We start from the raw sequence: 15,282 nt of genomic DNA on the forward strand, positions 1-15,282 counted from the left end.
CCTCGAACGCGCTGTGCGATGCTCCTGCGCGTCGCGCTTACCGCCCGCGTTCTCCTCGACGGCTGGGGCAAAGGGGCAAAATCGCAGCCGCGGGACTGTCGCTGGTACACCCCAACCTCTCCCTGCGCCCGCAGCCTATGGCAGCAGCGAAGCCCCGGAAGGCTCCGCTGCTGCCGCCCACATCGATTAGCGTAGCAGCTGCAAGATGCCCTGGCTGGCCTGGCTTGCCAGCGACAGCGAGGACACGGCCAGGGACTGTCGGGTCGCCAAGGCCTGTGAGTTCGCCGCCTCCTCGTTCATGTCGGCGTTCGTGAGGTTGGCCGCACCCGTGGTGAGCACGTTGATCATCTCCTTCGTGAAGTTCTGCCGGTTCTGAACCGTGGACAGGTTGGACCCGAACGTGGAGGAGATGGATTTCAGGTTCGCCAGCGCATTGCTGAGCGCATCCGCGGCCTTGGTGAGGTCCGCGTTGTTCTGGATGCCGATGTCAGCACCCAGCTGAGCCGTCGCACTGTCCTTGAACTCGCCGATGCCCAGCGCGGACGCGGACAACGACGTGCCCTGGATATCCAGCTTGGATTTAGCCGCGCCGGTCTTCTCGTTGAACGCGATGCTCAACCCGTCGCCGGCGAGCAGGTTGGTGCCGTTGAAGCCGGCATCCCGGGCGGCCTGATCCAGCTGGGTCCGCAGCGCGTTGAACTGACCCACTAAGGCCGAGCGCTGCGCGGAGGTGCCGCCGGCCGCCGAAGGTGTTGCGCCGCCGGTGAGCTTGGCCGTCTCCGTTGCATCCACCGCGAAGGCTCCAGAAGTGGTCTTGCCCAGGCCTACCGAAAGGGTGTCCGATCCCGTGCCGGTGATCTGCAACTGCCCCTGCACGTCGATCGTGGCGGTGGCGATGCCCGACTTGTTGATGTTGCTGACGAGGTCGCTCACCGTGTCGGTGGAGCCGATGTCGAACTTGTAGGTGGTGAAGCCCGCGCTGAGCTGCATCTGGTTGGCGTTGCTCGTGTTGATGCCCACCACGCCGGGAGTGCTCGAGGTGGCCGCTGCGGCCGTGCCGGCGAGCGTCTTGCCCATCGATACGTCGTAGATGCTCTTGCCCGTAGCGGTGGCTTCACCGGCCGTGGCGAGCGCTCGGGTACCCTGCAACTTGGGCAGGTTGGAGGTGGCGTTGGACTGCGCCTGGGTCACCACCGACTGCATCTGCTTGACGACGGTGGTGACCGCATCGACGCCCTTCGCGGCGGCCTGGATCGTCTGGATGCCGTTGGAGACGCCGTCGAGGAGATCCGACAGCGAGGACGCACGATCGCTGAGGCCCACCGCCGTGAAGTAGTTGACGGGGTTGTCGAGGGCCGAGTTCACCTTCTTGCCCGTGGACAGCCTGCTCTGATTGGTGGCGGCCAGCGCAGCAGTGTCCTGCAAGGACAGCAGGTTCTGGCGAGTAGAAGCGGAGAGCGTGATGGACGACGACATGACATAATCTCTCTAAATCGCCTTGCGTGGATCGCGAAGACTTCGAGGATTATTGCTGGCAGTGCTCTGTTGGGCGGTTAATAATCTATTTTGGACTTATCAATGTTCAGACGAAGCGTACTGATCTACCGACGATGCGTACTTGATGGTTCGCCGGAGAATGTGGCCAGTGTGCGGCTCCTCTGTGAGCCGGCTGCAGGCCACATTCATTGCTTTCGACCCCAAACGGCAGGTAATCTGCACGATATCCCTGGGTTGATATGGGCATTTTAAATATTGCGAAATATTTTTCACAAGATTTTATGACACAAAACGATGCAATTGTATGCTATATAATTCGAAATTATCTCTTTAATAGTTAGATTATTCAGTGTTATCCTGAAAATAGTCAGACCTGTGAATGGCGAGGTAGCGTCTATTTTCTTCGTTGAGACCATTTATTTGGAGGCCATTGAGCCCGAGCTGCGCCCGAACCCCAGCGGATAGAACAGAAGAAGACAGTAGCCGGCCATCGTCGGCGAATGTTATAAGCCCGCGATCAAAAAGCGCATCGATATGCACTGCAAGTAATAGGCCATTATTTGTATCCAATCGCTCGGTAGGCGTACTGTCGCACCACGGTTTTATGTGAGAGGCGCGCAGAAGCTCTGGAAGGGGCAGGTTCGTCAAGGCACAGCGACGCGACCAGCGATCCATTAGATTATTTCGAAACCGAGCTTGTCCAAGCCGGGCAGCGCGAACACTCTCGGTTTCAGTTTTTGGATCTCCTGCCACAGCGGCTGGCAAGATTGCAGCACCAGGAGCAGCACCAGATGCGGGGCGTCGCAAAGCTGCGACAAAAGCTGCCAAAGCCTCTGGTGTTTCGAAGTCAAAATCTAATCCGTAAGGTCTTTCAGTCTCTCCAGTGTGGAAGCGTGCTGGAAAGCCGCGGAACGATTGGTTGTGAACATACTCACCAGCTGGCATGGGCCGCCTCACCCCAGGGATCGCCCGCAGTTCGTCCACGCGATCATAAAAAGAGGGGTCAATAACGAGTACTAGGCTCTCACTCTCCTGTTTTATATAAAATACCAAATCATCAATAGTCGCACGCTGTGATTTAATTTTTGCTTCCTCAACATTAAATCCAATATTTTTTAGTTCAATGCTTATCATTTCATTGGTCAGTATAGGGCGCAAATCTGCATCCAATGCCCAGCTTACCTGAACCGGTGTGGTTGAGGTAGCTGTTACTGCTCGCCCCAACCCCTCATAGCGGAAGGCTGCAGCTTCATTTTCACGAGTAAAAATGTGCACACGATAGCGACCACTCAGGAGCTTGCGTATTTGCGGTTGATTGAGAGTTGTTCCCTCTTTGGCCTCCCAAAATAACTGCTCGCCAGACCAATAATTGTGATAATCATGCCCGGTGCGGCCTGGTACTCCAACGCCGCAAAATACGAAAAACTCACCTCTGAATTCGCGATATCCTGTGTCCCAAGCGCCGCCTTGACCTGGATCACCCACGATCTTCCGAATGTCTGCGCGAGTGTATTCGCCTTGTAGAGTAAAAAGGAGCGGAGATTTCATCCTTGCTTCCTTGTCGTGATTTGCTGGCCCGATCTGGGAGCGCATCTTGCAATGGAATGGTACGGGCTGTTGTGAAATATCTATAATTTGCCGTGCGTGTCAAAGCTCGCGCAGCCATCCTAGGAGCGGCGCGTCAGCGGGCTGTGGTGCTCGTATCTCGGGTCCGGGCTGCACCTCGCTGGGGTTCACCCCGTACTTGCGCCGGAAGGCCCGGCTGAACACCAGATCATTGTGGAAGCCGCACTCGTGGGCGAGCCGCGCGATCTTGGGCCGCCGGCCCTCGCTGTGCCGCAGCCGTCGCATGGCCTCGGTCAGCCGGCGATCCCGGATATACGCGTAAACGCCACCATCGGGGGCAAACAGCTGGTACAGCGGCGTCCGCGAGAGCCCGAACTGGGCGCTCAGCATGGGCAGGTCCACCTGCGCCAGATGCTGCTCGATAAACTGCTGCACGGCGAACCGTAGCTGGGTTTCCCCAGCGGGGGCTGGCGCAGCGCTGCCGCTGACCTCCCAAGCCAATGCCCTGCACAGGTCCACCGTAGCTGGCACCAGATGGTGCGTGAGCCCGGGTGTGGCTGACACCGCGCATTCGTTGAAGTGGCGTAGGAAGTCCGACAGCAGCTGGGCCAATGGGTATGCGGAGCCGGCGAGAACGCCACCGTGCATACTGGCGAGCTCATCGGCGCGATCCCCGAGCGTGCGGCGCGGCAGGAACAGCGTTGCCCCCCGGCCCTGCTCCGTCTCCATGCGGATGGGCCTGGCTAGGTCGAGCACGAGGAGATCGCCGGGGGCGGCCTCGATGGGGCTGCCACCCACATCGACCCGGATGCTGCCGCTGACCGTCGTCCTCAGCACCAGATGATCCAGTCCCTGATCCCGTATGCGCTCCGAGCTTCGCTCCACCGATTGGGCTGGCACCTCATCCGCGGCAAGCACCATCTGGCCGAGGTGTTGGTAGCGCTGAAACGCCGTGATCGGTACTTCGGTCTCCGTGGGGACCGAAGCATCGAAGATGGGGGCGAGGCTGGTTATCCAGGCCCGCCGGCGGCGACCAGGTTCGGCGATGTGCTCAAAGCGGTGTTCGAGGATCACGGCGTGGCTGCCGTGGTGAGCTGCCGGCCGCAGCGGGTGCCTGGCGGCTCACGATGCACCTGGGAATGCCGGGGCCTCACGCGCACGCGCGAGAGCGCATCTCGGCATGTGGATGCCGAAATTTGGCCGATCTGGCTCATTTTTTAAAAGATCACTCTGTCTTGGCGGTGTCGCGAGGACGAGTGGAGTTTGCGTTGAGCGTGTTGCTGCGCCTGTTATCGAACGGAAGTCAGAAAATGCGTTTGCATATGCTGCGTACTAGAGTGCCTACGTTACGTACTTGAGCTGGCTGTACGTGTGGACCGTCGTAGATCGAGCCGGGTGAGGGTGCAGCTGATGCTGGCGGACCTGCGGATGCGGCCGGCTACCCACGACCAAAACCCGATTTCGCGCACTTGCTGTGCTGGGTGAGCGAGCGCAAACCTAAGCTCTTGTGGGATCGCTCTTTTTTTCTGCGGGATCGGCGGTTTTGACGACACTGCGCCACGCCGGGATCACCGCATCTCGGGGTGACGGCGCCGCACCCATGTACGTGCGCCGTCACCGAAACGGGGTCACGCCGCCTTCTTCTTGCGCCGCTCCGCCATCATGAGACCCCGGGCCACCGCCGCCTCCTTGATCTGGGCGTCCAGCTCCCCTGCCCTCACTGCGTTGATCAGGGCGTCGATGATCGCCGGCAGCTTGTCGAGGGTGCCGATGCCGATGGCGGCCTTGCCCGGCTGCAGCGGCATGGGCTTGCCGCCCACGCGGAGGATGAAGTGCGTGGTGCCGGCCTCGTCCTGGAACCAGCCGCGGCGCACACGCCGGTTGACCTCCATACGCACCCGCTGGCCCTGGGCATCCTTGCGCATGCCGAGGGTTTTGGGGGGCTGGTACACCCGGCCTTCGAGGGTGGCCGTCACCATCTCCTTCTGCTCGGCGAGCTGACCCAGCAGCTTCTCACGCGCCCGCGCGAGGGGGTCGTTGGCCGACACGGCGGGGGCGGCAGCGCTGAGCTTGAGGGTCTTGAGCACCGACATGTGTGTGTCCTTCGCTTGAGCACGACCACTTCTCATGTCCAGGACACTACTGCCGTTGTCCTGCTGTTCAACCTGAGATTAAATCGAGATGATCTAGGACGTCGCCCCATCCGTGATCGATCACAAAATGCACAAGAACGCACAAGGATACTGCCCGGCCAGGATATAGATTTTAAGTTGTTGATTTTGCGCTCTTATTTTTCGTTATTTCGGGCTCTTTGGTGTGACCGCGGTGCATGCTCGCCCGCGGCACCCTCTCCCAAAGCAATTACGACCCAAAATCAGATGGGTAGACTGGAAGTCCGCGAGTGGCGCTCTCCACGTAGCGGCAGCGAAGTGGCGCCACGAGCAGCCATCGCCAGATGGCTGCGAGAGCAGCAGGCGCGGAAAGCGCGTCCCGACGGAGCCGCGGCTGGCTGGCTTGAAGAGCCAGACACGACGCGGAACGTCAGGGACAACGCCTGATTGTGCTTCGTTGGATAGCGTCTTAAGGACGAGTAATCTCTCTATATAGAGAGATTGTTCTTTCTTATGTCGTTAGCCAATGATGCATTGTCAGTCGGATGAATATTATATGTTCTTACCTATGTGGCATAAATATCGACGGGCACGAGCCCACTGTCGTACAAAGGGATATGAGCAAAAAAGGAGATGCCCATGAAGAAGCAAATTGAAGACTGGCTGAATGTTGAGACGGAGACGCGAGATTGGCTGCGCGCCCAACTCGAGCGCTCGCAGAAATATCAAATCAGCCGAGGCGTGCGGTTCGATCTAAATTTTTCTGACTATGTGGATCTGTGGGGCCTCGCTAGGATTAAAAAGGTAACGAGCCTGCTCAAATCAGGAAAGCTTTTCAAGAGAATGCGCGATCCCGACAAAGGGTGGGTGCTTAGTTGGACGACAAAGGAGGCACGCGAAGCGAGAGAAATGAATTACGCGACCGCGCGCATTCTTCAGCGTAATACGAGCAGGCACCGCTTTTATCTCAAGGCCGGCGAAACGCATACTGACGAAGCAAAGCGCCGAATTGGAGATGCCAAACGAGGGAAGCCACTTTCAGATTTACACAAACAGAGGATTAGCGACGCTCGCACAGGCGTTCCTCAAAGCGACGACCATAAGAAAAGACGCATTGACGCCATTCGCGCTACTAAGCAGAGACAACGTGAAGAGCGTGCTAGGCTCCTAGATTGCGCAGCCTGAGGCTTTGATGACAGGCCTAAGTTTGGCTAATCGATACTGCAGACGAATTGCCGCAGTATCACTCATCCAATACGAACCAAGCAAAAAGAGGAGATAAAATGCCCCGCAAATATTTTAGCCGACCCACGCGCCCCGCTCGATCGCTGCCTTGCGATAGAAGCATGAACGTCGGTGAACATGTTGATCTTTGGATCGCCTGTGCGCGCGTATCTCCCGAACTGCGCCAGCGAACTGAAGACGATATGATCCAGCTCATACTCAAGATGAACCCCGGTTATCGGGATACGCCCTCACGGAAACGAAAATAGCACGAAGTCACGATTGGGTCGGTGCGGTATCATATAATTTGTACCTGCACAGACCCATTCATGGCTTGAAGAAATACAAATATTCAGCAGAACCTGTGTGCTAAGTCCGGCGCTCCACCGAACACGCGGGTGCTGTCAATATGGGTCGTCGCATGGTTTGTAGTTTGTGCTTCCGACCACGCGCAGCTTGCTCGCTATCCTATGGTACCCGTCAAACCTTCTGAGTGGACCGACGGCATCCGTCCCGATTTCACGAGGCGAGCACGCGATCGTACAGGTCCGCTCCTAAGAAGAAGCGCGAAAGCTGCTGCTCGCATGCTGTCAGGCTGTACCCACCGGTGACCACGCGATCCAGCACCGCCGAGAGGTGCGCCACCAATTCCGGCTTATGCCGCTGGTATGCCTCCCAGCTGGCAGTCCACTCCGCGGGGTACCGGAACCCCTGGGGGTACATCTCGCGGTAGCTGAGACGATCCGGCACCACCGGCGCCGCCCCCGCCAGTACCCCCTCATAGCAGCCGATGCCCAGGGTCTCCTGCAGGCTGCACGAGAACACCACCCGGCTCCGGGCGAGCAGGTCGTGGTAATCCCACTTGCTGAGAGCCGTCTCCTGGCACGCCACGAACTGCCAATCGGGGAACGATCCCGCCAGATCCTTGAAGATCTCTGGCTGCTTCTCGGGTGCCAGCCGGTGGGGGAACAGCACGATGTTCTCTTTGGGCTGCGCGAGGTGCGGCTGTAGCTCCGCCGCCAGGTACTCCATGGGCCACCCACACACGGCCACTCGCGGATCATCCGCCGCCGCGCCCACGCCCGCCCGAAACAGCTCGGCGTGAGCATGGGTCGCGAACACGCTGACACCGTAGGCCTCGAACAGCGCGCGTTCCATTGCCTTTGCCCACGTCACGTCCCGGGGCGCGATCCGACCGAGGAAGTCGTTGGGGTCATAATGACCCGCGTGGAACAGTCCGATGACGCGCACGGATATGCGGAGCAGCGCGCTCATGTACCGGATCTGATGCACGCCGGGATGCCATGCGTCGGTGATGAGGAACGTGTCGCCCGGCTGCACCTCCCCCCGCTGGAAACGCCGAGCTACTTCGGCGATCTGCGTACTCTTGAAGATGTTTGTGCCGGCGAAATCGAGGAAGGCGCCCGCCAGGGGTACCGGCGGGGGTATCTCGCCCTCAATCTGGATCACGCTCGCCGGCACGCCGCGTGCCGCCGCTGCCTGCGCCAGCTGCACGGGGAGATGGTGCAGCCACTGCCCCGTGTAGCGCTGCTCGTGGCCCTCGATGGGCAAAATCCAAATGGTCACTTGCGTTGCTCGCTGGCCGAGTACTGCGAGTAGCTACCGCATTCACCGTCCTCGCTTACCTCGATCCAAACATCGCGGCCGGGGTAGTTGGCAGCGATGTTTTCGTACAGCTCGTCACTAATTGTTTCACAGCTCTTTCCATCCAGCTGGAGTATGCTGCTTTGATATAGCCCCTCCAGCCATTCGAGAAACGTATGGAATTCTACTTCACGATCACCATGCCATACCTGTATCCACACGCGAAATTTGAACAAGTGGCGGTGGGTGGCGGAAAGGTACGCGCGGTCTCCAGATGCATCGGGCCAACGATGGAAGCCGGCGCGCTGGAACGTCACCCAGATCATTCGAAGCGGGGTAGCGGATGCGATTGTTGAAGCAGCGGTCATGTTCATTCAGCCGGGGCGAGAGAGTTACGCTTGTTGTGCAGATGCCAGAGAACCAGCCAGATCACGAATGTGGCCAGCATTTTTCCTGCGTAATGCGAGATATAATTGGGCCAGGTGAGTTCATTGAGCCCATACAGTATGAGGGCTCCGTCAAACAACGTTGCGACGGCGGACGACCATAAGATGCGATCTTTGAGATCCTCTTTTTTGAAGAAATGGAAGGCTATCTGGTCGATCCCCTCGCTTACGAGAAACGCCAGTGCACTATAGTAGGCCAGGTCTCGATCTACGCAGAAATATACGATGATGGTCGCTATGAGCATGAACGCTGCGACCCAATCGCCGATGAGCCTTTGCGTATAGTCACGCATTACAAATATCAGGCCCACCAGCAGCGTGCCGGGGATGAGCGGAAACGACACCGGCGGATTGCCGCTGAACGGTAGTTTTAAGGGGTATACAGGCAGATATTTCGCGAATGCATTTACCGCTACGCCGGATGCAATATACATCACGATGAGCGCGATCGTAAGATCGAGATGATCATTCCATCGAGGCTTGTAATCGCCTCTAAAAAATACAGCAAGCTCTCTTCGTCTAATCATATCGATAATTCCGCGGCTATTAGGCTTGCGACCGATCACGGGCGGCTTAAGGCAGGCTTACATTCGCAGCGGATCTGGCACCGCTGGGGCCGTGTCGTTCCGATTTGAGTGCTCTACAAAACGAGCGCGTCCAAGCGCTGTCGATTTTGTTCGATGAAATCATGCGCCTTGTAGGGCGAGACACTTGCTATCGGCGACGGGAACTCCGCCGTTGGATAGTCCACCTTCATCGGCGGCTGTTCGTTCAGCTCATCCATGAGGCCAAGCACGCGGTTGGGTGCAAAAATGATTTCGATAAGGCTGCGGATCACCAGGAGATCGACGGGGAAATTATTTCGTGTCTCGCCATCGTCGCTGAGCCAGTTGGCAGTCACTTGTTCAAGCGCCCGCGTCGCGGCGTCCACATTGTGCGCGCACATGAGCAGTGAAGTCTTACTATCTGGCTTGACGATGAAGTTGCGGGGATCTGGGTCCTGGCGATCAGGCCGCACCACTGCAACATCATTCACCGCGAGGTGCTGGCCAATGATGCTGATACCGGCATTAGGCGTAGCCCGGCCGTGCATGGCGGGATATGAGCCCTGCGCGTCTTTGATCAGTCTGTGTGTTTCAGCCTGTGCGCGGGCGTGACACCAATCGTTGATGGCGAACGTCAGCTCGCTGTGGTGCCGAAACTCGCTGAGTTCAGCGTCGGATGGGCGATCATATTTGATTGAGAGTGCCTTGTTGTCGGCCACGTAATAGGCGAGCAAGCTGTAGCGTTCGTTCGCTTCTTGGAATGGCGTAGCCGTATCAAAAGTGATCTGAAGGTCTGGATTGATGCTTGCTCGAATGCATCGCTGGATCGTTGTCAGCACACATGCGCTTGCAAGCGTGCCCGTTCCAAGAACATGAATGTGCTTGATGCGCGCAAGTGTGCCGTCGTCGCGCATATCGACGAGGCGGTGTAGCATCAGTCGGTAGCTGGTATTGCTGGTGCCAGCGAATGCAATGCCCTCGGCGGCATTGATGAGCGGTCGGTGGACACAATACCACTCGCGGCTTTCGGGCTCACTCGTGCCCTGTAGCACTACGAGAAATCCTCGCCCTGGCCGGCGACGGTTCAACATGATGTCCGTGTTTATGTAGGTCTGCCGAAGGCACCCGTTGAATGCCACGCTCAATCCATTGGCCCGGCTCATAGCCTCGAGGTTTTCGCCGTCCACATGGATGAGCCGATGAACGTGCGCGGCCATCTTGCCCGTGGCGATGCCCCCGGTCGGGAAGTCGAGGGCCATCACGTAGTCGCCGTGGTCCTCCTGCCAGCGGAGTGATTGCAGCACGGTGCGCGCGTAGCGCCAGGGTCCCAGCGTGCCCTGCTGGATCTGAAAACCTCCACTGTCCGCGACCACGAACGAGGTGTTGCGATCGCGCTCGGTGATGTTCGTGCGCGCCGTGCTGAGGCTGCCGCTCTCCTGCATTACTTGGCCGGCACTCGCGAGAGTTGCTGGGTAGTAAAACATTCCACCCGGCCGGAGGTAGTCCAGCATGGTGCCGGGCAGGCCTTCCGCCCGCCACGTCGCATCGTTGGCGCATTTGGCATACCCGTGGCTAATCGCCGGCAGGTAGCGAGCCACATTGGTTTGGTGGGTGAAAAGGCGATCCAACATGTAGACACATGTCGGTGAGCGCCGATTAACATTCGGCTAATGCCGCAGCGATACCCAGGGCCTCCAAAAAAATTTTAGAAATCTAAAAAGTTGCAGGCCCAGAATGAGCTCAAGCCATAACACCCAGCAGCCCTCCTTGAAAAAAGAGCTGGACGACATTGACAGCCGGCTCAGCGCCGCTCAACGTCACGCGGGCAAGGCTCGCAAGCACGAAGACGCCTTTTGGTCACGTGTGTATGCGGCACTTCATGACATTTACGAAGTATGGCAGCCCCTGATCAACAACGACGATCTTATCCGGGCTTACTGTGCTCGGCACCAGCTGCCTTGCAACAACACAAAGTTGAACAATCGATTTTATGCGCCGGTCCAGCTGTGCTTCAAAGATGCGCGAAGCGCCACAGCTGTCACGCAGTATGCCACCACGCTCCTTGAAGCAGATCGACTTGGGAAAGCACCAGTCGATCTAGTCGGATGGATCAAGAGTATCGGCAGTCCATCAGATGTTTATGATAGCATTAGGAATGCCAACAAGGGACGTGCCTCAGGAGCGGGGCATTTGCCTATCACAGCGCCGCAGCAAGCGCCAAGCAATACGGCTTCAATTAGCACAGGGACGCCTACTCCAAACGCAAATCTGCCAGCTACTACGCACGCGACCGCTGCCATTCCGCTGCTGCCGCAAACCATCATCTCTAACATCGTTCAGGGCTGGGCCACGATTAAGCGGCTCGTTGACGGAAAAGAGAAAAGAGGCAGCGGTGACGATAACCGGAAAATTCTCATTCGAAATATGTCTGTTGGGGGTGAGACGTTATTATGCTTGGAGAATATAGATACGGCCTACACGTTTACAACGGTACGAGTAACTTTGCCATTTGCATGGGCGGAGTTGGGGGATCGCTGGTACACGCTCTCGTTCCGTGAGGCTGACCGCTTGGCTTTCAACTTCCCGATGACATCCGGCTGGAATGCTACCATAGCCGTGGATCAATTGGAATTTTCTGCCTCTAACGGAGTTCGGGTTGTCGCCGAAGTCTTCAATGATATGGATACAGATTTCCAACATATGGCCTTGCCGGTCAGTTATGGTCCACATTTACAACTGACCGCACCGCGAGCGAAATCCTTTCTGGATTGGCACAATCTTATAAAGCGCAGCATCAAGCTCAAATCCCGTCAGCTGCGAAACGACATAAGACATCAGATCGAGCGTAACGAAGTAATCATACCAAATTTGCGGATGCAGAACCGCAGGGTCACGTATGGTGCACGGAAAATCATCTTCGCGCCATCGACAGACCGGCGTCTCGACCACCGCTCATACGAATATCAAATGCCCGACAAGGTCGCGATACCCCGGGCGCTTGATCTATCAAGCGATAGGTTAACCTATAAAATACCATTGGAAAGCAGCAACGGATACCAAAATGATAGAGACAAGCTAGTTACCGAATATCACATTGATGCACACCATTTTGCAACGTCCGTACTGCCCTTTGATAGCCGCGCGGACAACATGAAGTGCCGGCTGTTCGATGCGGTAGGGCCAGTTCCCATCGATCAAGATGTCCGGCTGCCAGTCCTGGAAATTGTAGGCCTGTGCAAGCTCCTCAAGGCACACGATGTGGGAGCGAAAGCGCAGTTCGTTAACACGGATGACCGGCAAGCCGCTTTGCTGGTTGAGTTTGCCACCCCTGATAGTCGGGTCCGCTACATGGTACCTACCGTCAAGTCGGCCTCCATGCTCCGCCGACACGCTTGCGAGCCATTGAGCAAGACCGCTACGGGCAGTGCGCCAAATTTCGTCGGGGCAGAAGCGCAGTTCTGTGCCTATATCATATCGTACCGCTCGCCTGATCCAGCTAAGTGGCAGCTAAGGAGCGCGAATTTCCTTGAGCAGCTGAATTGGTGGATGGAGAAAACCGACGTATCCATAGCGATTTTGCTTAGTGGGTGGAGCCAAAACGACATTGACAGCTTTAATGTCCAAGGCGCTGGTGTCTTCGACGAATTGAAGGCCCGATTTGGTGACGCTGCCATCCGCGAAGTTGAGGGACGACCGCTCATCACCAACCGTATCACTTGCTTGGAATGGTTGTACAGCAGCACGTACGATTGGGGCGTCATGATGGATGACGACGCCATTCTCGAAACAAAATATCATAAGAGCGCCGATATAACTTTTTTTGATGAGATGGCTGCAAATGAACCCACAGCCTACGTTGGTGTAGATATGTTCTTTCCCTACTGGGATGGAAAGGCCCCTCACCACCCAGCTGCTTTTTGGAATAAGCCTGGTCGTGATTATGACAGCAATCATATTTTCCACAAAAATCCAGATCTAAAAGGTAGCCTCTTTGTGCTGCGGAATTTCCGGAAGGAGGGCCGCCGCGAAGTCTTCCCCAACCCCACGTATGATATTCATGGAGAGGACACACTGCTCGCCACGGAGGCCATGTCGCTGGGCTATACGGTCATGATGTGTGCCAACATCGTGCTGCGCGAACTCGATGGGCCAAGCTATTTCGAGGAGGATCGCCTCAAAAATATGCGCGCCGCGCATATGAGAATTGCAGAGATGTACAAGCATCTCGGGTTGAGGATGAAGGACCCAGCGGATCCTGAGAACAAGTCGTTTGATAGGTCAGAATTTTACGATCGCTGTTGGGATCAGCCCAAGGAGCAAACTGTTCCGAAGCCCTGAGGCTGCAGAGGGGGCCGCCTTCGCAGCTCCCCCCGTTCCGTCGGAGCACGGCGCAATCACTGCACCGTCGCACTGGCCGTCGGCACCTCATTCAGTCGCGTGGTGAAGCGCGGTGAGCGCATCTCGAACTTGGTGGACCAGCTACGCTTTTCCACCAAACCCGCTCTCGCGGGCACCACTGCTCCGCGCCCGAACCGGCTGTTGCAGGCGTCCATTGCTGCCATCAGCGCACCGGACTTCTCCCGGTCATGTGCGTCGAACAGCGGGCGGGGAGCGTCGTCCAGCGGCACGAGGTCCGTGGTGACGAGCCCGGCCTTGCTGTAGCGCCAAGGCGATGGTCCCTGCTCCTTCCAGGTCCTCTCCACCCCCCGCAGCGCCGCCTGGATCAGGTGCCGGCTGTCGTTGGTCGCCTCGGGCATGTGAACGACCGTCGAGACGGACCGCATGGGGTCGCCGCGGTCGTGCTCGCTGGTGTGGTAGAAGACGGTGACCGCCGACACGGCGAGCCCATCCCGCCGCAGCTTCTCGCCGAGGCGCGTCGCGTGGGCGGCAACGGCCTGCTCCAGCACATCCCGCTGGGTGATCCGGGTGGAGAAGCTACGGGTCACCGCGCAGCCCTTGCGCCGGGCCGGCACGATCTCCAGAGGCAGGCACGACCGCCCTCGCAGCTCGTGGATGATGCGCTCCCCCACTACGGTGAGCGAGGCCCGCGCCGGCCGGGGATCGAGGTCGCGCAGGTCGGCCACCGTATCCACGCCCATCGCCGTGAGCCGGGCCAGAGAGGCACGCCCGATGCCCCATACCTCCCCTACCGAGATCCCCACCATCCACGCTGCGCGCTCCGCCTCGTCGGAGAGATCGCACACGCCGCCAAGCTCTGGGATCGATTTGGCGATGTGGTTGGCCAGCTTGGCGAGGGTCTTGGTAGGGCCGATACCCACGCAGGTTGGAAGCCCGGTCCATCGACGCACGGTGGAGCGGAGATCCCGAGCCAGCGCCACCCGGTCGCGTTCCCGCACATCGGAGAGGTCGAGAAAGCTCTCATCGATGGAGTACACCTCCACGTCCCGCGCGAACTGCCGGTACACCGTGTTGGCGCGGGCGCTCATGTCGCCATACAGGGCGTAGTTGCTGCTGAAGACGCGCACCCGCTGCCGCCGGCACAGGTCGCGGATTTTGAAGTAGGGTTCACCCATGCGGATGCCGAGGGCCTTAGCTTCGGCGGTGCGGGCGATGGCGCAGCCGTCGTTATTGGACAGCACGATCACCGGCACGCCGGAGAGCTTGGGGTCGAACACGCGCTCACAGGAGCAGTAAAAGCTGTTGCCGTCGATCAGCGCCAGGGCTCGGCTCATCGCACAACACCCGAGCGGGCCTTCACATGGTGCCAGCGCACCGAGAATAGCAGCACGCCCCAGAGCAGCCCCTCCTCCAGGTCCTCCAGGGCGAACTCCTGATCCATATCGGGATTGTCGAACGTGAGGCTGAGCCGGTTGCCCGTCATCAACAACCGTTTGATACTCATCTCGCCGTTCACCACAGCCACCACGACAGCGCCGGAGGTGGGTGACAGCGACCGATCCACCACGGCCAGATCCTCGTCGTGGATGCCGGCGCCCTTCATGCACCAGCCCCTCACGCGCCAGATGAACGTGGCAGGAGGATTGGGGACCAGCCAGCGCGGCAGTTCCAGCGCGCCCTCGATGAAATCCTCAGCGGGGCTCGGGAAGCCCGCGCACAGGGTCGTCCGCATGAACGGCACGCGGACGAGCCCGGTGCCATCTGCTGCCTCCTCGCCGACCCGGTAGAAACCCACTTGGCGCTCTCCGCTTCAGAACAAAAAGAGAACAAACAGGCCTGTGGTTCCCGGTCAAGGCCGAGCTTGGACCCGCGGTGAGCAGGGACGGCTCGATCAGGTGATTGTGAGAGGGCGATGGTCGCGATGGCGTC

The 15,282-nt window shown here is 58.4% G+C and carries 12 protein-coding genes; 2 read left to right on the plus strand and 10 right to left on the minus strand.

Annotation, left to right across the window (positions count from 1 at the left end):
- Positions 1 to 186 precede the first annotated feature (186 nt).
- From HBB12_RS00520 to HBB12_RS00535, 4 genes are all read right to left on the minus strand, one after another.
- A complete protein-coding gene (locus HBB12_RS00520; protein WP_236987547.1) occupies positions 187 to 1,476 on the minus strand; it encodes a flagellin N-terminal helical domain-containing protein in 1,290 nt (429 codons plus the stop codon).
- Positions 1,477 to 1,839: 363 nt separating this feature from the next.
- On the minus strand, positions 1,840 to 3,045 hold the full coding sequence (locus HBB12_RS00525) for an HNH endonuclease (RefSeq protein ID WP_236987548.1): 1,206 nt from the start codon (positions 3,043 to 3,045) through the stop codon (positions 1,840 to 1,842).
- Between the two features lie 99 nt (positions 3,046 to 3,144).
- Positions 3,145 to 4,137, minus strand: a complete 993-nt coding sequence (locus tag HBB12_RS00530) for a helix-turn-helix domain-containing protein (protein ID WP_236987549.1) — start codon at positions 4,135 to 4,137, stop codon at positions 3,145 to 3,147.
- Between the two features lie 554 nt (positions 4,138 to 4,691).
- Positions 4,692 to 5,156 carry a hypothetical protein gene (locus HBB12_RS00535; protein ID WP_109971016.1) on the minus strand — a complete coding sequence of 155 codons (465 nt, stop codon included), beginning with the start codon at positions 5,154 to 5,156 and terminating at the stop codon, positions 4,692 to 4,694.
- A 657-nt stretch (positions 5,157 to 5,813) separates the two neighbouring features.
- On the opposite strand from HBB12_RS00535, the gene HBB12_RS00540 reads away from it, so the two are divergent.
- Positions 5,814 to 6,359, plus strand: a complete 546-nt coding sequence (locus tag HBB12_RS00540) for an NUMOD3 domain-containing DNA-binding protein (protein WP_236987550.1) — start codon at positions 5,814 to 5,816, stop codon at positions 6,357 to 6,359.
- A 558-nt stretch (positions 6,360 to 6,917) separates the two neighbouring features.
- Here HBB12_RS00540 and HBB12_RS00545 read toward each other — a convergent pair.
- The 4 genes from HBB12_RS00545 to HBB12_RS00560 all read right to left on the minus strand — a co-directional run bounded on the left by HBB12_RS00545 (position 6,918) and on the right by HBB12_RS00560 (position 10,625).
- The gene (locus HBB12_RS00545) at positions 6,918 to 7,985 is read right to left on the minus strand and encodes a glycosyltransferase family protein (protein WP_236987551.1); all 1,068 of its coding nucleotides are present in this window, start codon (positions 7,983 to 7,985) and stop codon (positions 6,918 to 6,920) included.
- Positions 7,982 to 8,371, minus strand: a complete 390-nt coding sequence (locus HBB12_RS00550) for a hypothetical protein (RefSeq protein WP_236987552.1) — start codon at positions 8,369 to 8,371, stop codon at positions 7,982 to 7,984. The genes HBB12_RS00545 and HBB12_RS00550 overlap by 4 nt, the downstream gene beginning before the upstream one ends.
- Before the next feature lie 2 nt (positions 8,372 to 8,373).
- A complete protein-coding gene (locus HBB12_RS00555) occupies positions 8,374 to 9,015 on the minus strand; it encodes a hypothetical protein (protein WP_236987553.1) in 642 nt (213 codons plus the stop codon).
- A 74-nt stretch (positions 9,016 to 9,089) separates the two neighbouring features.
- On the minus strand, positions 9,090 to 10,625 hold the full coding sequence (locus tag HBB12_RS00560; RefSeq protein ID WP_236987554.1) for a hypothetical protein: 1,536 nt from the start codon (positions 10,623 to 10,625) through the stop codon (positions 9,090 to 9,092).
- A gap of 136 nt (positions 10,626 to 10,761) precedes the next feature.
- Here HBB12_RS00560 and HBB12_RS00565 point away from each other — a divergent pair, with 136 nt between their 5' ends.
- Positions 10,762 to 13,332, plus strand: coding sequence for a hypothetical protein (locus tag HBB12_RS00565; protein WP_236987555.1), 2,571 nt, complete (start codon positions 10,762 to 10,764; stop codon positions 13,330 to 13,332).
- A 56-nt stretch (positions 13,333 to 13,388) separates the two neighbouring features.
- Here HBB12_RS00565 and HBB12_RS00570 read toward each other — a convergent pair whose 3' ends face one another.
- Both HBB12_RS00570 and HBB12_RS00575 read right to left on the minus strand, forming a co-directional pair.
- The gene (locus HBB12_RS00570) at positions 13,389 to 14,687 is read right to left on the minus strand and encodes a Y-family DNA polymerase (RefSeq protein WP_236987556.1); all 1,299 of its coding nucleotides are present in this window, start codon (positions 14,685 to 14,687) and stop codon (positions 13,389 to 13,391) included.
- The gene (locus tag HBB12_RS00575; protein ID WP_236987557.1) at positions 14,684 to 15,148 is read right to left on the minus strand and encodes a LexA family protein; all 465 of its coding nucleotides are present in this window, start codon (positions 15,146 to 15,148) and stop codon (positions 14,684 to 14,686) included. The genes HBB12_RS00570 and HBB12_RS00575 overlap by 4 nt, the downstream gene beginning before the upstream one ends.
- Between the last annotated feature and the right edge of the window lie 134 nt (positions 15,149 to 15,282).

Source organism: Methylobacterium sp. SyP6R (genome assembly GCF_019216885.1).
In the GTDB taxonomy this organism is placed as follows: Bacteria; Pseudomonadota; Alphaproteobacteria; order Rhizobiales; family Beijerinckiaceae; genus Methylobacterium.